Here is an 18,953-nt window from a genome sequence, read left to right on the forward strand (position 1 = left end):
TCATGGCTCCTTGCTCAAGGAACGATCTGGACTCCCTTGCCCACCACCGTGATCCCGGACTCCGTCACGTAGTATCCGCGGGCCCGGTCGTGCTCCTTGTCCACGCCGACCATCGCGCCCTCGGGGACGTCGACGCCCTTGTCGAGGACGGCCTTGTGGACCGTGGCGTTGCGGTGGACCACCACGTCGTCGAAGAGCACCGAGCCCTCGACGGTGGAGTAGGAGTTGAGCTTGACGCCGGGCGACAGCACGGAGGTCGTGACCTCGGAGCCGGACACCACCACGCCGGGGCAGACGGTGGAGTTGGTGACCTTGGCGGCGCGCGACGCCATCCCGGTGACGAACTTGGCCGGGGGCAGCGACTCCATCTGCGTGAAGATCGGCCACTCCATGTTGTAGAGGTTGAAGACCGGGTTGAGCGACACGAGCTCCATGTGGGCGTCGTAGTAGGAGTCCATCGTGCCGACGTCGCGCCAGTAGCCGTGGTCGCGCTCGGTCTCGCCCGGGACGATGTTGTCCTTGAAGTCGTAGACATAGGCGTCACCGGCGTCGACGAAGGCCGGGACGATGTCGCCTCCCATGTCGTGCTTAGTGTCGTCGCGCGCGTTGTCGCTCTCGAGCGCCTCGACCAGGGCGTCCTTGGTGAAGACGTAGTTGCCCATGGACGCGAGGATCTCGTCGGGGGAGTCCGGCAGGCCGGCCGGGTCGGTGGGCTTCTCGAGGAACTCGCGGATCTTGGAGGGGTTGCTCGGCTCGACGTCGATGACGCCGAACTGGTCCGCCATCGACCGCGGCTGACGGATCGCGGCGACGGTGCACGCGGCGTCGGTGTCGATGTGCTGGGCGACCATCTGCGAGAAGTCCATGCGATAGACGTGGTCGGCACCCACGACGACGATGATGTCCGGGTCCTCGTCACGGATGAGGTTCATGGACTGGTAGATCGCGTCGGCGGACCCGCGGTACCACTCCTTGCCGATGCGCTGCTGCGCCGGCACGTTGGTGACGTAGTTGCCGAGCATCTGCGACATGCGCCAGGTGCGGGACACGTGCCGGTCGAGGCTGTGCGACTTGTACTGCGTCAGCACGACGACCTTGAGGAAGCCGCTGTTGACGACGTTGGACAGCGCGAAGTCGATGAGCCGGTAGTTGCCGCCGAACGGGACGGCCGGCTTGGCGCGGTCGGCGGTGAGGGGCATGAGTCGCTTGCCCTCTCCACCTGCGAGGACGATGGCGAGGACCTTCTTGTGGCCGCGGCGGTTGTACATGCCCTCACCCTAAGGTCGTCGGGATCGGCCTGCCACGGGAGGGATCGGCCGTGGCGGGGAATCGTGGCGGGCCCGGAATTCGACTCCGGGCTCGACGGCGAATTCGACTCCGGCAGACGCGTCGTCGGCGCTGGACGAGCGGCCCGCCCCGTCGCCGGATAGGTTCGTCCCGTGCGAGTCGACATCGTGAGCAAGGAATACCCGCCCCAGGTCTACGGCGGCGCCGGGGTGCACGTCACCGAGCTCGTCCGGGCCCTGCGGTCCCGCGGCGACATCGACGTCCAGGTGCGCTGCTTCGGCGGCCCCCGGGACGAGGAGGGGACGACCGGGTATGCCGACCTGCCCGAGCTCTCCGGGGCCAACGCAGCCCTCGTGACGATGGGCACGGACTTGCGGATCGCGGCCGACGTGGCAGGGGCAGACCTGGTGCACTCGCACACGTGGTACGCCAACTTCGGCGGGCACGTCGCGTCGCTGCTCAACGGCATCCCGCACGTCATCTCGGCCCACTCGCTGGAGCCGCTGCGCCCGTGGAAGGCCGAGCAGCTCGGTGGCGGTTACGCGCTCTCGTCCTTCGTGGAGCGGTCGGCCTACGAGGCCGCGGCGGGCGTCATCGCCGTCTCGGCGGGCATGCGCGAGGACATCCTGCGGTGCTACCCAGCGCTCGATCCCGCGCGGGTCCACGTGGTGCACAACGGGATCGACTCCGAGGACTGGAAGCCCGGGCCGGACCCGGCGGTGCTCGAGAAGTACGGCATCGACCCGGACCGGCCGTTCGTCTGCTTCGTGGGCCGCATCACCCGGCAGAAGGGGCTGCCCTATCTCATCAAGGCCGCCGCCCGCCTGCCCGAGGGCGTGCAGCTGGTGCTGGCCGCCGGAGCCCCCGACACCCCGGAGATCAAGGCCGAGGTCACGGCCCTCATCGACGACCTCAAGACGCGCCGCGACGGCGTCGTCTGGATCGCCGAGCACCTGCCCCGCAACGAGATCGTGGCGCTGGAGTCGGCGTGCACGGTGTTCGCGTGCCCCTCGATCTACGAGCCGCTCGGCATCGTCAACCTCGAGGCGATGGCCTGCGAGGCGGCCGTGGTCGCCACGGCCACCGGCGGCATCCCGGAGGTCGTCGTCGACGGCGAGACGGGCTGGCTCGTCCCCATCGAGCAGGTGCAGGACGGCTCCGGCACCCCGCTGGACGAGGAGACGTTCGTCGCCGACCTGGCGGCGGCGCTGACGGATGCCGTGTCGGACGTCGAGCGCGCGCGGGCCATGGGGCAAGCGGGACGGCAGCGCGCCGTCGAGCACTTCTCGTGGGCGGCGATCGGCGACAAGACCCTCGAGGTCTATCGCACCGTCCTCGACGCCTGACCCCGCACCTCGCATCCCGCATCCCGCAGGATCGTGAGCGTCTCGTCCAAGGATGGTGGAGGAAACCCTCACGATCGCGGGAGGGGGCGGGGGAGCGGGAACAACGGGACGGGGAGGCGGGGTCAGGGGAGGCGGTCGGCGGGGAGGTAGCCCGCGATCGCCAGCGCCGCCACGTTGGTGGCCGTCTCCAGCGCCTCGTCCGCCGCCCGCTGGAGCCGGCGCAGCGCCTGGAGCCGGCGTCCGGCCTCGCCCGCGACGAGCGACGGGTCGGCCGCCTCGAGCCCCAGGTCGGCGATGCGCCCGACCGTCGCGGCCAGGGTGATCACCGACACCGCGCGGACGGGCAGGTCGGGCGGCAGGCCCGAGCGCTGCGAGCCCAGCGCCTCGTCGGCCACGTCCCGCGCGGCAGCGCCCCACACCGCGCCCAGCGACGCGAGATCCTCCGTCGCCGAGGCGATCTCGGCCCGCAGGGCCCGTTCCGCCTCGCGGACCGACAGCATCTCCAGCCGGTGGGTCGGCACCGGGTCGCAGTCGTATGCCGTGAACCGCGCCGCCCACCCGACGTCCCCCGCAGGCCCGAACGGCTCGACGGTCGGGACCAGCGCCACGCCCAGCGCGGGGGAGTAGCAGCACTCGCCCGCCCCGGCCGCCGCCCCCGCCAGCTCCGGGTTGCCGCGCGGCACCGAGGCGGTGGCTCCGGCGCGGGGCAGGGCCACCGCCACGACGCGCTCGCCGAGGGCGCTCCAGTCCTGCACGCGCTCGGCTCCGGAGACGTGGTCCAGCTCGGCCGCCGCGGCCACCAGGGCGCGATCGAGGGGCAGGCGGCCGGCATACGCGCTCGTCACCCACAGGGACAGCCGACACGACAGGGGCAGCTCGGACATCCCGTCCATCGTAGGCGCGCGAGGTGCCATAGGGTCGGAGCATGAGCGACGTCCTCGAGTTCGACGATGTCACGGTCCGCCGTGGCGACACCACGCTGGTCGAGGGGATCGACTGGGAGATCGAGGAGGGGCAGCGCTGGGTCGTGCTGGGCCCCAACGGTGCTGGCAAGTCGACGCTGCTGCAGCTGGCCGCCGCGCGCATGCACCCGACGAGCGGATCGGCGAGCATCCTCGGCGAGACCCTGGGCGCGGTCGACGTCTTCGAGCTGCGTCCCCGCATCGGCATCGCCAGCGCCGCCACGGCCGAGCGCGTCCCCCTCTCGGAGCGGGTGCGCGACGTGGTGCTGACGGCGACCTACGCAGTGATCGGGCGCTGGCGCGAGAGCTATGACGAGCTGGACGAGGAGCGCGCCGACGAACTGCTCGGCACCCTCGGCGTGGCGCACCTGGCGGACCGGACCTTCGGGACCCTGAGCGAGGGGGAGCGCAAGCGCGTCCAGATCGCCCGCGCCCTCATGGCCGACCCCGAGCTGATGCTCCTCGACGAGCCCGCCGCCGGCCTCGACCTCGGGGGCCGCGAGGACCTGGTGCGTCGCCTCGGCGAGCTGGCCCAGGACGTCATGTCACCGGCCCTGGTCCTGGTCACCCACCACGTCGAGGAGATCCCGCCGGGCTTCACCGACGTGCTGCTCCTGCGCGACGGCATGGTCGTGGCCGCCGGGCCGCTCGAGCTCACTCTCACCGAGGACAACCTGTCCGAGACCTTCGGCCTGCCCCTGGTCCTCGAGCAGCACGGCGAGCGGTATGCCGCCCGCGCCCGCCCGGACGGGGAGTGACCGTCCCCGCGCGGATCACCCCCACGACGATGACCCACGCGGGGAACCGCAGGGGCGCGGGGGGCGTCATACAAGTGTCCGCGCCGCAGGCGCACCCCGTGGTGCCCGGCGTGCTGGAGACGAGGAGAGTAGGACGACATGGAGTGGTTCGCTGACAACGGCTGGCTGGCCTGGGTGGGACTGGCCCTGATCCTGGGGGCCATCGAGGCGGCCAGCGTCGACTTCTTCTGGCTGATGCTGGCGGGAGGCTCCCTGGCGGGAGCCGTCACGGCCGCGCTGGGCGGCGGGTTCGCGGTGCAGGTCGTCGTCGCCGTCGTGGTCGCCCTGCTGCTCGTCCTCCTGGTGCGGCCCATGGTCAAGCGGCGGTTCACCGTCGCGCCGGACACCAGCATCGGTGCTGGTGCCAACATCGGGCGCGCAGCCCTGGTCACCGAGACGGTGACCACCACGAGCGGGCTGATCAAGCTCGCGGGGGAGACGTGGACGGCGCGCACCCAGGCGGGGCAACCCGCCATACCCCCGGGCCAGGAGGTCCGGGTGGTGTCCATCGAGGGGGCTACCGCCGTCGTTGCCGACGCTGCGGACAGCCGGGAAGGCATCTGACCCATGGAGACCCTGATCGTCCTCGGCATCCTGGTCCTCTTCGCGGTGATCGTCATCGCCAAGACCATCAAGATCGTGCCGCAGCAGACCGCCCTGATCATCGAACGGCTGGGCGGCTACTCGCGGACGCTGACGGCAGGCCTGCACCTGCTCGTCCCGTTCTTCGACAAGGTGCGCGCCAACATCGACCTGCGCGAGCAGGTGGTGTCCTTCCCGCCGCAGCCCGTGATCACGAGCGACAACCTGGTCGTCTCCATCGACACGGTCATCTACTACTCGGTGATCGACGCCAAGTCCGCCGTCTACGAGATCGCCAACTTCATCCAGGGCATCGAGCAGCTGACGGTCACCACGCTCCGCAACGTCATCGGATCCCTCGACCTCGAACAGACGTTGACCTCGCGCGACCAGATCAACGCGCAGCTGCGCGGTGTCCTCGACGAGGCCACCGGCAAGTGGGGCATCCGCGTCAACCGCGTCGAGCTCAAGGCCATCGACCCGCCGCACTCCGTGCAGGACTCGATGGAGAAGCAGATGCGCGCCGAGCGTGACCGCCGCGCCGCGATCCTCACGGCCGAGGGCGTCAAGCAGTCCCAGATCCTGACCGCCGAGGGCGAGAAGCAGTCCTCGATCCTGCGCGCCGAGGGCTCGGCCCAGGCCCGCATCCTCGAGGCGCAGGGTCAGTCCCGCGCCATCACGCAGGTCTTCGACGCCATCCACCGCGGCAAGCCCGACCAGAAGCTCCTCGCCTACCAGTACCTCCAGGTCCTGCCGCAGCTCGCCCGCGGCGACGCCAACAAGCTGTGGGTCATCCCGTCCGAGCTCACCGAGGCGCTCAAGGGCATCGGCTCCGCGCTCGGCGGCACCGACACCAAGGGCGGCGGCTGGGGCAGCGACGCGTCCGACCCCTACACCCCGGCGGACGCCGAGCTGTCCCGCGCGGCCTTCGACGACGTGCAGCTGCAGGACCCGGCCGAGGCCCTGCGTGAGGCCCGCAGCCAGGCGCAGGCCACCGAGCGCGAGGCCGAGGACCACGCCCAGGACCGCCGTCGTGGCGGGGCCTCCGCGTCCATGCCGTCGGCTGCGCCGGCAGCGGCTCCCGCGGCGGAGCCGGTCACCACGTCCGGGCAGCCCGACCTGGCCCCGGACGTGACCACGGACCCCGCCGGTATGCCGACGGCGCCGACCCAGGCGATGCCCGCCGCCGAGCCGCCGGCCGCGCCCCACGTCGAGCCGCCCGCCGGCCCGACCCCGCCGCCGCCTGGCAGCGAGCAGCGCTGACGGCGGGCGCACGGCATACGGCCTGATCAGCATGTGCCCCGTCGGGGCACGGACACCCGGTCACCACCTATGGTGGCCGGGTGTCGCTGTGGGAAGCCCTGGTCATCGTCCTCGCCGGTCTCGGCGCTGGGACCATCAACACCGTCGTCGGGTCAGGCACGCTGATCACCTTTCCGACGCTGCTGCTGCTCGGGATCCCGCCGGTCTCGGCCAACATCTCCAACAGCCTCGGGCTGTGCGCCGCCGCCATCACGAGCATCCCGGGCTTCCGCTCGCTGCTGTCCGGCCTCGGTGACCTGCTGCGGCGCTTCCTGCCCGCCGCGTGCGTCGGCGCCGTGACCGGGGCCGTCCTGCTGCTGGTACTGCCGGCCGAGGCGTTCCGGGTGATCGTGCCCGTGCTCATCGCGCTGGCGCTGGTGCTCGTCGTGCTCGGGCCGCGCATCAACCGGTGGACCAAGGCCGTGCACCAGGACGTGGTCAGCCCCCGGCGGACGCGGCTGGCGGTGGCGGCCGTGGGGGCGACGAGCGTCTACGGCGGCTACTTCGGCGCCGCGCAGGGGATCATCCTCATCTCGCTGCTGAGCCTGCTCCTGCCGCACCCGCTGCAGCAGGTCAACGCCGTCAAGGTCGTCCTGTCCAACCTGACCAACCTCGTCGCGGCGATCGTCTTCATCGTCGTCGCCCGCGACCAGATGCGCTGGGACGTGGCGGCGCTCATCGCCCTCGGTGCCCTCGGTGGCGGCTGGCTCGGCGCCCGGATCGGGACCCGCATCTCGGCCGCGGCGCTGCGCGCGGTGATCGTCGTCGTGGGCGTTGCCGCGATCGTCAAGCTCGTCGTCTTTCCCTGACTAGGCTTGCTCGGTGCCCATCGCGATCACCGACCCCGCCGACCCCCGACTGCTCGACTACGTGGGGCTGACCGACGTCGCGCTGCGGCGCCGGACCGAGCCGGAGCGCGGGCTCTACATCGCCGAGAGCGACAAGGTCATCCGCCGCGCGCTGGCCGCCGGGCACCGGCCGCGCTCCTTCCTGATGGCCGAGCGTTGGCTCACCGACCTCGCCGACCTCGTCACCTGGGCCGAGTCCTGCGACATCCCGGTGTATGTCGGCACCCACCCCATCATCGAGGACCTCACGGGCTTCCACCTGCACCGTGGTGCGCTGGCGTCGATGCAGCGCCCCGACCTGCCGACGGTGGGCTCGGTGCTGGAGGCTGCGCGGCGCGTGGTCGTCCTGGAGGACATCGTCGACCACACCAACGTCGGCGCGATCTTCCGCTCGGCCGCGGCGCTCGGGGTCGACGCCGTCCTGGTGACGCCGCGGTGCGCCGATCCCCTCTATCGACGCTCCATCCGAGTGTCGATGGGCACGGTCTTCCAGGTCCCGTGGACCCGCATCGACCCCTGGCCTGCCGGCGTGGACCTGCTGCGGGACAACGGTTTCCACGTCGCCGCGATGGCGCTGAGCGACGACTCGGTGTCCCTGGACGAGCTGGCCGCCGCGCCGCCGGAGCGGCTCGCGGTCGTGATGGGCACCGAGGGCGACGGCCTGTCCGCGCGGACCGTCGCGTCGGCGGACTCGGTGGTGCGCATCCCGATGGCCGGGGGAGTGGACTCGCTCAACGTCGCGGCGGCCTCGGCGGTGGCCATGTGGGCGCTGCGGGTAGGGGTCTGACCAGCCGGGCGACCGCCCGATTGACGGCCCGGTTGACGGCCCGGTAGGTATCGCTCGGGTCACGATCGTCGAAACTGCGCCCCTGCACCATTTTTCGGCGCGCGATGCGGGGTCGGTGGGGGCAGGATCATGCGCCATGAAGCCACTTGTCCTGCGCAGCGCTCTCGTCGCATCGCTCGGTGGTCTGATCTTCGGATTCGACACCGCAGTCATCTCCGGCACCACCGAGGCCCTCAAGGCCCAGTTCTCCCTGTCGGACTCGGCGCTGGGCTGGGCCGTGGGCGTCGCCCTCCTCGGCACGATCCTCGGAGCGCTGACGGCGGGTCAGCCCGCGGACAAGTTCGGCCGCAAGAAGGTCCTGTTCGTCATCGGCATCCTCTACGTCCTGGGCGCCCTCGGCACCGCCTTCGCCCCCAACATCCTGATCCTGTCGATCTTCCGCTTCCTCGGGGGCATCGGCGTCGGCGCGGCCTCGGTGTGCGCCCCGATCTACACCGCTGAGATCGCCCCGGCCAAGGTCCGCGGCCGCCTCGTCGGGCTGGTGCAGTTCAACATCGTGCTGGGCATCCTGCTCGCCTACCTGTCCAACTACCTCATCCGCATCATCATCAACGACGAGGCCACCGACTGGCGCTGGATGTTCGGCGTCATGGCCGTCCCCGCCGTGATCTTCCTGATCATGCTGACGGCCGTCCCCGAGACGCCGCGCTGGCTCATGGCCAACGGCCGCGGCGAGGAGGGCCGCGAGGTCATCGGCCGGCTCACCCAGACCCGCGAGGAGGCCGACCTCCAGATCCAGGAGATCAACTCTTCGCTGGCGTCCGCGGCCAACGCGCCCTCCGTGCCGTTCTTCGTCAAGGAGCACCGCAAGGTCATCCTGCTCGCGTTCACCATCGCGATGTTCAACCAGATGTCCGGCATCAACGCGATCCTCTACTACGCCCCCGAGGTCATGAAGAAGGCCGGCGCCTCCACGGACGCGGCCTTCCTGATGTCGGTGGCCGTCGGCTTCATGAACCTCGTCGCCACCATGACCGCCCTCACCGTGATCGACAAGATCGGCCGCAAGCGCCTCATGCTGATCGGCTCCGTGGGCTACCTGATCAGCCTCGGCTTCCTGTCCGGCCTGATGTTCTACTACGAGAAGGGCAAGGGCGGGGCCTTCGACTCCACCTCGAGCATCCTGGTGCTGATCGGCCTGCTGGTCTTCATCGCGGCGCACGCGTTCGGCCAGGGCGCGGTCATCTGGGTCTTCATCTCCGAGATCTTCCCCAACCGCATCCGCGGCCGCGGCCAGTCGCTCGGCTCGCTGACCCACTGGGTGTTCGCGTGGCTGACCTCGACCTTCTTCCCGCCCATCATCGGCGCCCTCGGCGGCGGCGTGGCGTTCGCGATCTTCCTGGTGTTCATGGTTGGTCAGCTCTTCTGGGTCCTCAAGGTCATGCCCGAGACCAAGGGCGTGCCGCTCGAGGAGATGGAGGCCAAGCTCGGCCTCACCCACGACCCCCGCGACTCGGCCGGTGGCCCCACCCCGGTCATGCACTGACGGTCGTATGACGGGCCGCCGCCTCGCGGGGTGCGGCCAGGTGCTGGACGTCTGCTGCTCGTTGCGGACGGAACGGTCTCAGGACTGATTCCGTCCGCAACGGTCGCTAGCGTCGAGCCATGACAGACACCACAGCAGCCCTGCTCGTCGTCGACGTCCAGCGTGACGTCATGGCCGAGTCCATCAACAGCGACGCCGTCATCGGCAACGTCCGCACCCTGGTCGACCGGGCGCGTGAGCGCTCGGTCCCCGTGATCTGGGTGCGGCACAACGCGGACCAGGAGCTGGTCCTCGGCTCGGACGGGTGGCAGATCGTGAGCGAGCTCGACCCGGGCGAGGAGCCCGTGGTCGACAAGCGCTACGGCGATGCCTTCGCCGACACCGACCTCGAGGACCAGCTCCGGCAGGTCGGGGCACAGGAGGTCGTCCTGTGCGGCGCCCAGACGGACGCCTGCATCCGCAGCACCTTCTACGGCGGGCTCTACCGCGGTTACCCCATGACCCTCGTCGCGGACGCCCACACCACGGGCGACCTGCGGCAGTGGGGCGCGGAGTACGCGCCCGAGCAGGTGATCAGCATGCTCAATCTGCACGCCGACAACACCGTCCTGCCAGGCGTCCGCGGCAGCGTCACGACCACGGCGGACGCCCTCGGCGGCTGACACAGCACGCTCACCGCGCAGGGGTCACCAGGACTGGTGCAGCGGCCGTCCCTCGGCGTAGCCGGACGAGCTCTGGATCCCCACCACCGCGCGGTCGTGGAACTCCGCGAGGGAGCGGGCGCCGGCATACGTGCAGGAGGAGCGCACCCCGGAGACGATCGCGTCGATCAGGTCCTCGACGGAGGGGCGAGTCGGGTCGACGTACATGCGCGCGGCGGAGATGCCCTCCTCGAACAGCGCCTTGCGGGCGCGGTCGTAGCTCGACTCCGCGGCCGTGCGGTTGGCGACCGCGCGCTTGGACGCCATCCCGAAGGACTCCTTGTAGGCCCGGCCGTCGCTGCCGCGCTGCAGGTCGCCGGGCGACTCGAGCGTGCCGGCGAACCACGAGCCGATCATGACGTTGGACGCCCCGGCGGCCAGCGCGAGCGCCACGTCGCGGGGGTGACGGACGCCGCCGTCGGCCCAGACGTGCTTGCCGAGCTCGCGCGCCGCGGCGGCGCACTCGAGGACGGCGCTGAACTGCGGGCGGCCGACGCCCGTCTGCATGCGGGTGGTGCACATGGCACCCGGGCCGACGCCGACCTTGATGATGTCGGCCCCGGCCTCGACGAGGTCGCGGACGCCGTCGGCGGAGACGATGTTGCCGGCGACGATCGGCACGTCGATGCCGGTGGAGCGCACCGCGCGCAGCGCCTCGATCATCTTGTCCTGGTGCCCGTGGGCCGTGTCGACGACGAGCAGGTCGGAGCCGGCCTCGACGAGCGCGGCGGCCTTGGCGGCGACGTCGCCGTTGATGCCGACGGCCGTGGCGATCCGCAGCCGGCCCTGGTCGTCGGTGGCGGGGGCGTAGAGCGAGGCGCGCAGCGCGCCCTGACGCGTGACCAGACCGACGAGCCGGCCGTCGGCGTCCACGACGGGGGCGAGCTTGCGGTGGTGGTCGTGCAGCAGGGCGAACGCGTCGCGCGGCGAGGTGTCCACCGGGACGGTGAGCAGCTCGGTGCTCATCACCTCGGACAGCTGGGTGAAGCGGTCGACGCCGACGAGGTCGTTCTCGGTGACGATGCCCACGGGCCGGTCGTCGACCTGTACGATCGCGGCGCCGTGCGCGCGCTTGGGGAGCAGGCCGAGCGCATAGCCGCAGGTGTGGTGCGGCTTGACCGAGATGGGGGTGTCATAGACCAGGTGGCGCGACTTCACGTCCGCGATGACCTCGGCGACGATGTCGGTCGGGATGTCCTGGGGTATGACGACCAGCCCGCCTCGACGGGCCACCGTCTCGGCCATGCGACGCCCCGCGATGGCGGTCATGTTGGCCACCACGAGGGGGATCGTCGTGCCGCTGCCGTCGTCCGTGGACATGTCGACGTCGAGGCGGGAGGTGACGGACGACCGGGACGGGACCATGAAGACGTCGTCGTAGGTCAGGTCGAAGCTCGGCTCCAGGCCGTTGAGAAAGCGCACTCGTCCGAGTCTACTGCGAGGACTGCCCGCACGAGCGGCTCGCCACGGGCGCAGCCCCGGCCCGGACTCAGGGGCTCAGCCGCCGGGCTCAGGCGTCGTCGCCCGGCACCTCGCACATCCCGGTGATCACGGCGCGCGCCAGCGTGCGAGAGCCCAGCGTGAAGCCGGTCGCCGCGCCGCTCGCGGTGTCGTCGAGGCCGAGGTCGTCGGTGTCGAGGGCGTGCACGGCGAACATGTAGCGGTGCGGGCGGTCGCCGGCGGGCGGGGCGGCACCGCCGAACGCCTTGAGTCCGTAGTCGTTGGCCATCATGAACGCGCCCTTGGGCAGGTGCTTGCCACGCTCGGCGCCCGCGCCCTCGGGCAGCGAGGTGCAGTCGGCGGGCAGGCCGACGAGCAGCCAGTGCCAGAAGCCGCTCGGCGTGGGGGCGTCCGGGTCGAAGCAGGTGACGGCATACCCGCGGGTCTCGGCGGGAGCACCGGTCCAGCTCAGCTGGGGGGACCGGTTGTCGCCGGTCATCCCCCAGGAGTCGAAGAGCTGGGCGTCGGGCAGGTCCGCGCCGTCGTCGAAGGACTCGCTGGTGACGGTGAACGACGCCACCTGGGGGAGCAGCTCGTAGGGGTCCGGGGCCATGGGTCGGTCGAGGGAGCTCATGTTCCGACCCTATGCCGAGCCCTCCGAGCGCACCCAGCGTGGGGCACCGAAAGTCCGTGGTGGTCGGGCTCCTCGCTCGCGTAGGCTCGACCGCCGTGACTGTGTCCGGCCGCCGTGCTCGCCCCGCTGATCACCGCACCGTGACCTGGCACCGCCTCCGGAGCCCCACGGCCGGTGCGGCACTCCTGGCGCTCACCACCGGAGCCGTCGGCACGGCGCTCGGCACCGTGGTGGCGGGGCGGCTCGCCGACCAGGTCTCGTGGACCCTCCTGTGGGTGCTCGCCGCCTGCGTCATCGGGGGAGCCGCCGTCGACACCCTCGGCCGCTGGCTGTGGGCCGCCGTGTCCGACCGGGCCGAGGGGCGGCTGCGGGACGACCTGCTCGACGCCGCGCTGAGCCAGCCGCTCCCGACGCTGTCGGAGCAGCCTGTGGGGGAGATCCTCGACCGCGTCGACGACGACACCCGAGAGGTCGGCTCCCTCGTGCGGATCCAGGTCTGGATGATGCTGCGCGCCATCGTCTCGATCGTCCCGATGCTCGTCGTCGCCGGCTTCACCTGGTGGCCGTCGGTGCTCCTGTTTCCGGTCTTCGCGGCGGCCGCCATCCTGTCCGTGCGCGGCCTCCTGGACGAGATCGCCCGGCGCAAGGTGGTGGAGGAGGCCGCGTGGACCGACCATGCCGCAGCCCTCGAGGAGGGCATCGCCGCGCAGGACGACCTGCGGACGAGCCTCGGCCAGGCGTTCGCCATACGCCGTCTTGCCGCTCTGTCCGCCGAGGTGCACCGGCGCTTCCACGAGGTGCTGACCCTCGAGCGCGCGGTGACCCTGCGCACCGGGGTGATCCTCCACGCCCTGCTCGCCGCCGTCGCCGCCGTCGGGGTCATGCTCGCCACGACCGACCGGCTGTCCGTCCCCCAGCTCGTCACGCTCTTCCTCATCACCGCGACGTTCGTCGGCTACATCGGTCGCGTCGCCGACCAGCTGCCCGACCTGCAGGCGGGGCTCGGCGCCATCCTGCGCCTGCGCCAGATGATGGCCGTCGAGCCGGAGCCGGACGGCGGCGAGGAGCTGCCCCCAGGCCCGGTGACCCTGGAGTTCCGCCACGCGACCTTCGCGTACGCCGAGGGCGCGTTCGCGCTGCGCGACGTCGACCTCACGCTGCCCGCGGGGCAGACCCTGGCGCTCGTCGGACGCACGGGGTCGGGCAAGTCGACGCTCGCCTCGCTGGTCTCGCGCGCGGTCGACCCGCGTCCGGGCGAGGTCTTCCTCGGCGGGGTCGACGTCCTGGACCTCGACCTGCAGGAGCTCCGTCGCACCGTGGGTGTCGTCACGCAGCGCACCGAGATCCTGGCCGGCACCCTCGCGCAGAACATCTCGCTGTTCACCGACGCGCCCCGCGACCGGATCGAGGAGGTCGTGGCCGAGCTGGGGCTCGGTGACTGGGTCGCCGGTCTCGACGACGGCATCGACACCCTGCTCGGCCCCGGCGGCACGGTCCTGTCCGCGGGGGAGGAGCAGCTGCTCGCCTTCGCCCGGCTGCTGATGCGGGACGTGCAGGTCGTCGTGCTGGACGAGGCGACCGCCCGCATGGACCCCCTCACCGAGGCCCGCGTCGTGGCCGCGTCCGAGCGGTTGCTCCACGGCCGCACCGGCATCCTCATCGCGCACCGGCTGTCGACGATCGCCCGCGCCGACCTCGTCGCCGTCCTCGCGGACGGCCGGGTCGTGCAGGCGGGGGAGCGGGCCCGGCTCGCCGCCGAGCCCGGCCCCTTCCTCACCCTCCTGGAGGCGGCGCGGGAGACGGACGTGCGCCCGGCCCCTCGGCCGGAGGGCGAGACGACCCCGGTCGCCCCCGAGGGCAGCACCGCCGTCACCGCTCTGGGCACCGTCCGCCGGCGCGGCGAGCCCCCGAACCCCCGTGACCCGGGCAACGGACCGTCCCTGGCCCGAGGCATTCTCAACGTGCTCGCGGTGCGACCGACGTGGGGGTTGTTCGCCGCGTCGCTCTTTCTCGCGCAGTCGCTCGGTGGCGCGCTGGGCGCCATCACGGGCTATGCCTGGGGCCACACCGTGCAGGCCCTCCAGGGTGGCGCCTCCCCGTGGTGGTGGCTGGGCCTCGTCGTGGCCGTCACGCTCCTGGGCCCGGTGGCCCTCGCCTCGGCGGTCGTGCGCTATCCCCGCTGGTGGATCGAGGTCCTGCTCCGGGTACGCATGTCCGTGCTCGTCGGCCAGACCGGGCAGCGCCGCCTCGAGCGCGTCCCCGCCGGCGAGGTCGTGGCCCGGGCCATGGACTCCGACCGCTACGCGCGCTACGCCGACCGGTGGGTCGACTTCGTCAACGGCCTGCTGATCTGCCTGGTCACCGCGATCGCCGCCGGGACCTGGATGGCGGGCCTCGTCCTGCTCGTCGTCATGGTCGCCTCGGCGACGGCCTCCGCGGTGGGTCGTCCCGTCGCCGGGCGGTCCGCGGCCCAGGCCTCGGCCACCCGGGCCCGCTTCGGCCGGGTCCTCGTGTCCGTGCTCGAGTCGGCCCGCACGGTCAAGCTCGCCGGCCGTATGCCGGAGGTGCGCCGCCACCTGCGCCACGTCGACGCAGGACGGGTGGCAGCCGCGGTGCGCGAGCACCGGGTCCAGGCCTTCCTGGACGGCGTGCCCACCGTCATGGTCCAGGCCGGCGCCGTCGCGGCGTGGGGCGGGGTCCTGACGGGCCGGTGGGGCCTGGCCACCGCGCTGCTGGTCGTCAGCGCGGTCAACGGGTTCGACTGGTTCGGCCGGGTCGCCGGCGCCGTGGTCACCGAGGCCCCGGGCACGCGCGCCTGGCAGGTGGCGACGAGCCGGATGGCGGGGGGCGCAGACCTCGTCGCCCTGCCGACGGACGTCGACCTGGTCGCCGGCACCGCCCCGGAGCCGGCCTCCACCCCCCGCGTGCCGCTGCAGCGCCTGTCGATGCGCGGGCTGTCCGCCGTGCACGAGGACGGCACGGTGGGCGTCGAGGACGTGGACCTCGACATCGACCGGGGCGAGCTCGTGCTGCTGGTCGGGCAGGTCGGCTCCGGTAAGTCGAGCCTGCTGCGCGCCGTCGCCGGGCTGGCCGACCACCGCGGCTCCCTGCGGTGGAACGGCGAGGAGATCACCGACCCCGAGGTCTTCCTGCGGCCGGGTCAGGTCGCGTATGTCGGACAGGTGCCCCGAGTGCTGTCGGGGACCTTCGACGAGAACGTCCGCCTCGGCTTCGACCGTGCCTTCGAGAGCCCCATCGGGGTGGCGCGGCTCGGACCGGACGTCGAGCAGGCCGGCGGGGCCCACTCGCTCGTCGGCCACCGCGGGGTCCGCCTGTCCGGCGGTCAGGTCCAGCGCCTGGCCCTGGCCCGAGCGGTCGCCGCCGACGCCGAGCTGCTGCTCGCCGACGACGTCTCCTCGGCGCTGGACGCGCGCACCGAGATCGAGCTGTGGCAGGCCCTGCGCGCCCGGTCGATGACCGTCGTCGGTGCCAGCTCCAAGCGCGCGGCGCTCGCGCAGGCGGACGTCGTCGTCGTGGTCGTGGACGGCCGCGTCGCCGAGGTCGGTCCCTGGTCCGACCTCGCCGGACGCTGGGGACACCTCGCCGGGTGAGCCAGGCCAGGTTGTGGGGTGTGCGGACCACGGTGCTCACCACTGACCGACTCCGACTGACCACCTGGGAGTCGACAGACCCGCGGGACCTGCCTGAGCTGCAGAACGATGTCCGCGTTCGCGGTGCACGACAACGCTGCGGCGGCGCGCCGGTCGGCGAGACGGTCGACCCGTGACCCTCTAGCCTCACCCTTATACTGCTGTCGTGCCCATGACCAGGTCTCGTCGTCACCTCGCCACCGCTCTTGGCACCGTCGCCGCGACGCTTTTGCTCTCAGCGTGCGAGACGGGCTCGTGGAGCAGTCGGTGCGACAGCAGCGGCAGTTGCCGCCTCGAGATCTCAGGCACCGAGTTCCACGACCTGCCGCGCTCGCTGAACTCGCAGGGCCGATTCAGGAGGGTGCGGGAGAAGATCAGGCTGGCCGAGGCCACCCAGGGCGGCACCGCCACGATCCAGGTCGGCGAAGGAGACAACGTGTGCGCGCAGGGGGAGGACTTCGTCCAGGGTGACATCACCTTCACGTGCACCGAGGTCGGCTCCACCTCGGTCGTGCTCGACACGGCGCGGGCTCAGCGCTGACCCGGCACCACCTCGATCCCTGTCTGTTGGTTCGAGGCTGGCGGTCCAGCAGGGTGGTCAGCTCGCCCCCGCGGCGGCCCCGCCACGGCATACGGCCCGCAGTGTCCCGAACCCGTCGCCCAGCGCGTCGACGCGCACCGTCGACGAAGCCCGCGTCCTGGTTGTGGAGCACGACCCCGCCGTGTGTCTGTTGGACAAGCTCGTGAGCCCAACGAGCACTGACGGGAACGTGATCGACATGGCGAAGACGCTCGACGACTTCCTCACGGACGTTGGTCGTCGAGCCATTCCGGTGGTCTGGCGTCAGGGTCGGAGCGTGGGTCGGGCTCGGGACGTCCGCTCATGCCGATGGCAGCGCGCTTCACCTATCGGTCCTGAACGCTTGTTACATGTAACGTGGTGGGCATGACGGTGAAGCATCGAGTCAGTGAGTACCGGCGCAGGATGCGTGCACGCGGCCTTCGGCCGGTGCAGATCTGGGTCCCTGACGTGCGCAGCGAGCGATTTGCGCAGGAGGCGCACCGTCAGGCAGGGATCGTCGCAGGCTCGGACGAGCTGGCCGATGACCAGCCGTTCGTCGAGGCGATCAGCGCTTCCTGGGACGAGGAGTGAGACGCGGCGAGCTGTGGACCGTGGCTGGGGGCGTGTACGCGTCCAAGCCCAGGCCTGCGCTGATCGTGCAGGACGACCTGTTCGCCGGTACCGCCTCGGTGACGGTCATGCCGCTGACGACGACCTTGGTCGATGCTCCTCTGCTACGCGTTCGCGTCGTCGCGGACGACCTCACCGGCCTGCAGCACGAGAGCCACGTCATGATCGACAAGATCACTACCGTTCGCCGCGAGAACGTCGGTACTCGTGTGGGTCGGCTGACTCCCGAAGGCCTCGTAGAGGTCGAACGGGCCCTGATGGCGTTCCTCGGTCTGGCCAGATAGGCCACCCAGCAGACCCGACGTCATCCGCTCTTGCCGCGCGTCGGACGTCAGAGGTTCTAGGCGGAGCGGGACAGCTCGTGCTCGACGGCTCGGCGGATCCACGCCGAGACCGAGCGGTCGTCGGCCTCCGCCGCTCGCTTGACGTCCTCGAGCAGCCCCCCCATGCAAGCCAGGTGCCCATGGGCCCCAGTCTCGCGCCCGATGACCAGACGACCAAGCGCGAGGCCGACCCTGTGAGACGCTGACGCGGTGGGCCACTCCTCGGACGTGCACGATGAGATCGTGCTGGCGGCGGTGCTCGCCGACCCTGTGTGTGCCGCGGTCCTGGACCGCTTCCCATCATTGGGCCTGACGGAATGGTGGCTGACGGCGGGTGCGGTCTTTCAGAACGTCTGGAACTCCGTCGAGGGCAAGCCCGCCGGGTACGGCATCAAGGACTACGACGTCTTCTACCACGACGACTCCGACCTGAGCTGGGAGGCCGAGGACGGCGTCATCCGCGCCGCCGACGAGCTCATGGCGGACATCCCAGCACCGCTCGAGGTCCGGAACCAGGCACGCGTCCACCTCTGGTACGAAAAGAAGTTCGGGAAGCCCTGCCCTCCCTTCAGCAGCGCCACCGACGCCATCCGGGCCTTCGCCTCAACGGCCTGCTGCGTCGGCGTCACCAGGGACGAGTCCGGGCTACGGCTCTATGCACCGTTCGGCCTCGACGATGTCCTCGGCATGCACCTCCGCCCGCACCGTCGCCTCGCGCCCAAGCAGGTCTATGACGCCAAAGCGTGCGACTATGCCGCTCGGTGGCCCAGCCTCACCGTCGAGCCCTGGTAGCGACCAGAGTTCATGACAGCCACTCGCACGGACGTCGGTCCGACCAGGGGGCGCCTCCCCTGGGTGCGCACGTCTGGGTGGCCACGGACGCCCTACAGCGCCACAATTGTGATGGCTCGCCGACACTTTCCCAGACTCGTGCGACGTCGACACACTCCTGCGTGCCGAGTCCACGACCCGCGCTGTAGACGAGACCGTCTACAGCGCATACGGTCATCCCATGGCCGAAACAACGACGATCCGCGTCAGCAGAACCACTCACGCGCGCGTGACCCGCTTGGCGGCTCAGCGTCACGAGACTGTCGACGAGACGGTGATGAGAGCAATCCGCGCCCTGGACCAGGACGCGGTAGCACGCGACCTGGCGGGGAGGCTGTCGGACGACGAAGTCGCTTGGCTCAATGCTGACGCCGGGTGACGTTGTCGAACTCGACCTGGGCATGCCCACGGGCAGCGAGGCCGGCCTGCGCCGGCCAGCCGTCGTCGTCACGGCCGCTCGAATCTTGGGCGGCGGCCCCAACGTCATCCAGGTCGTGCCGTTGACCCGAACCCTGCGCCAGAACCGCAGCGAGGTCCGCCTCGACCCAGACGAGCACAACCAGCTCGCTGAGCCGTCTGCAGCGCAGTGTCAGCACGTGCGGTCGGTGGCCACGAGTCGCATCCATGCACGCACGGGGAACGTCGGCCCGGTGTCCCTGGGTGAGATCCGCGAGACCCTTGCCCTGCTCATGGACCTGTGACGGCCTGGAGCGCTTTCCACCGGT

Annotated in this window: 18 protein-coding genes; 14 read left to right on the forward strand and 4 right to left on the reverse strand. The window is 71.3% G+C overall.

Annotation, left to right across the window (positions count from 1 at the left end; genetic code table 11):
- Positions 1–14 precede the first annotated feature (14 nt).
- Positions 15–1,268: a glucose-1-phosphate adenylyltransferase gene (glgC, locus tag B2P18_RS01440; protein WP_029210079.1), complete on the reverse strand. Its 1,254-nt coding sequence runs from the start codon at positions 1,266–1,268 to the stop codon at positions 15–17.
- Between the two features lie 171 nt (positions 1,269–1,439).
- Here glgC and glgA point away from each other — a divergent pair, with 171 nt between their 5' ends.
- The gene (gene glgA, locus B2P18_RS01445; protein WP_286955575.1) at positions 1,440–2,633 is read left to right on the forward strand and encodes a glycogen synthase; all 1,194 of its coding nucleotides are present in this window, start codon (positions 1,440–1,442) and stop codon (positions 2,631–2,633) included.
- Positions 2,634–2,755: 122 nt separating this feature from the next.
- Here the strand turns inward: glgA and B2P18_RS01450 are convergent, their stop codons facing one another.
- Positions 2,756–3,517: a hypothetical protein gene (locus B2P18_RS01450; protein ID WP_286955576.1), complete on the reverse strand. Its 762-nt coding sequence runs from the start codon at positions 3,515–3,517 to the stop codon at positions 2,756–2,758.
- A 41-nt stretch (positions 3,518–3,558) separates the two neighbouring features.
- On the opposite strand from B2P18_RS01450, the gene B2P18_RS01455 reads away from it, so the two are divergent.
- The 7 genes from B2P18_RS01455 (at position 3,559) to B2P18_RS01485 (ending at position 10,119) form a co-directional block, all read left to right on the forward strand.
- Entirely contained in the window at positions 3,559–4,353 is a 795-nt protein-coding gene (locus B2P18_RS01455) for an ABC transporter ATP-binding protein (protein ID WP_029210084.1), read from the forward strand.
- A gap of 138 nt (positions 4,354–4,491) precedes the next feature.
- Positions 4,492–4,956 (forward strand): NfeD family protein, encoded by a 465-nt coding sequence (locus B2P18_RS01460; protein WP_019284843.1) that lies wholly within the window; start codon positions 4,492–4,494, stop codon positions 4,954–4,956.
- Positions 4,957–4,959: 3 nt separating this feature from the next.
- Positions 4,960–6,237: an SPFH domain-containing protein gene (locus tag B2P18_RS01465; RefSeq protein ID WP_286955577.1), complete on the forward strand. Its 1,278-nt coding sequence runs from the start codon at positions 4,960–4,962 to the stop codon at positions 6,235–6,237.
- 80 nt (positions 6,238–6,317) lie between these two features.
- The gene (locus tag B2P18_RS01470; RefSeq protein ID WP_286955578.1) at positions 6,318–7,085 is read left to right on the forward strand and encodes a sulfite exporter TauE/SafE family protein; all 768 of its coding nucleotides are present in this window, start codon (positions 6,318–6,320) and stop codon (positions 7,083–7,085) included.
- A gap of 13 nt (positions 7,086–7,098) precedes the next feature.
- Positions 7,099–7,911, forward strand: a complete 813-nt coding sequence (locus B2P18_RS01475) for a TrmH family RNA methyltransferase (protein WP_286955579.1) — start codon at positions 7,099–7,101, stop codon at positions 7,909–7,911.
- A 136-nt stretch (positions 7,912–8,047) separates the two neighbouring features.
- On the forward strand, positions 8,048–9,457 hold the full coding sequence (locus B2P18_RS01480; RefSeq protein ID WP_286955580.1) for a sugar porter family MFS transporter: 1,410 nt from the start codon (positions 8,048–8,050) through the stop codon (positions 9,455–9,457).
- A 119-nt stretch (positions 9,458–9,576) separates the two neighbouring features.
- Positions 9,577–10,119: an isochorismatase family protein gene (locus tag B2P18_RS01485; protein ID WP_286955581.1), complete on the forward strand. Its 543-nt coding sequence runs from the start codon at positions 9,577–9,579 to the stop codon at positions 10,117–10,119.
- Positions 10,120–10,143: 24 nt separating this feature from the next.
- Here B2P18_RS01485 and B2P18_RS01490 read toward each other — a convergent pair whose 3' ends face one another.
- Together B2P18_RS01490 and B2P18_RS01495 are read right to left on the reverse strand one after the other, a co-directional pair.
- The gene (locus tag B2P18_RS01490; RefSeq protein WP_286955582.1) at positions 10,144–11,580 is read right to left on the reverse strand and encodes a GuaB1 family IMP dehydrogenase-related protein; all 1,437 of its coding nucleotides are present in this window, start codon (positions 11,578–11,580) and stop codon (positions 10,144–10,146) included.
- Positions 11,581–11,668: 88 nt separating this feature from the next.
- The gene (locus B2P18_RS01495) at positions 11,669–12,232 is read right to left on the reverse strand and encodes a YbhB/YbcL family Raf kinase inhibitor-like protein (protein WP_286955583.1); all 564 of its coding nucleotides are present in this window, start codon (positions 12,230–12,232) and stop codon (positions 11,669–11,671) included.
- A 140-nt stretch (positions 12,233–12,372) separates the two neighbouring features.
- Between B2P18_RS01495 and B2P18_RS01500 the strand changes: the two genes are divergently transcribed.
- The 6 genes from B2P18_RS01500 (at position 12,373) to B2P18_RS01525 (ending at position 18,929) form a co-directional block, all read left to right on the forward strand.
- Entirely contained in the window at positions 12,373–15,843 is a 3,471-nt protein-coding gene (locus tag B2P18_RS01500; RefSeq protein WP_286955584.1) for an ATP-binding cassette domain-containing protein, read from the forward strand.
- A gap of 400 nt (positions 15,844–16,243) precedes the next feature.
- Positions 16,244–16,423: a hypothetical protein gene (locus B2P18_RS01505; RefSeq protein ID WP_286955585.1), complete on the forward strand. Its 180-nt coding sequence runs from the start codon at positions 16,244–16,246 to the stop codon at positions 16,421–16,423.
- A 405-nt stretch (positions 16,424–16,828) separates the two neighbouring features.
- Complete coding sequence (locus B2P18_RS01510; RefSeq protein WP_029210098.1) at positions 16,829–17,035, forward strand: antitoxin MazE-like protein; 207 nt, start codon at positions 16,829–16,831, stop codon at positions 17,033–17,035.
- Positions 17,032–17,358: a type II toxin-antitoxin system PemK/MazF family toxin gene (locus B2P18_RS01515; protein ID WP_029210099.1), complete on the forward strand. Its 327-nt coding sequence runs from the start codon at positions 17,032–17,034 to the stop codon at positions 17,356–17,358. The genes B2P18_RS01510 and B2P18_RS01515 overlap by 4 nt, the downstream gene beginning before the upstream one ends.
- Before the next feature lie 267 nt (positions 17,359–17,625).
- The gene (locus B2P18_RS01520) at positions 17,626–18,189 is read left to right on the forward strand and encodes a nucleotidyltransferase family protein (protein ID WP_286955586.1); all 564 of its coding nucleotides are present in this window, start codon (positions 17,626–17,628) and stop codon (positions 18,187–18,189) included.
- A 401-nt stretch (positions 18,190–18,590) separates the two neighbouring features.
- Positions 18,591–18,929: a type II toxin-antitoxin system PemK/MazF family toxin gene (locus B2P18_RS01525; RefSeq protein WP_286955587.1), complete on the forward strand. Its 339-nt coding sequence runs from the start codon at positions 18,591–18,593 to the stop codon at positions 18,927–18,929.
- Positions 18,930–18,953 lie beyond the last annotated feature (24 nt).

This window comes from Arsenicicoccus sp. UBA2120, from assembly GCF_002330965.1.
GTDB classification, from domain to species: domain Bacteria; phylum Actinomycetota; class Actinomycetes; order Actinomycetales; family Dermatophilaceae; genus Arsenicicoccus; species Arsenicicoccus bolidensis.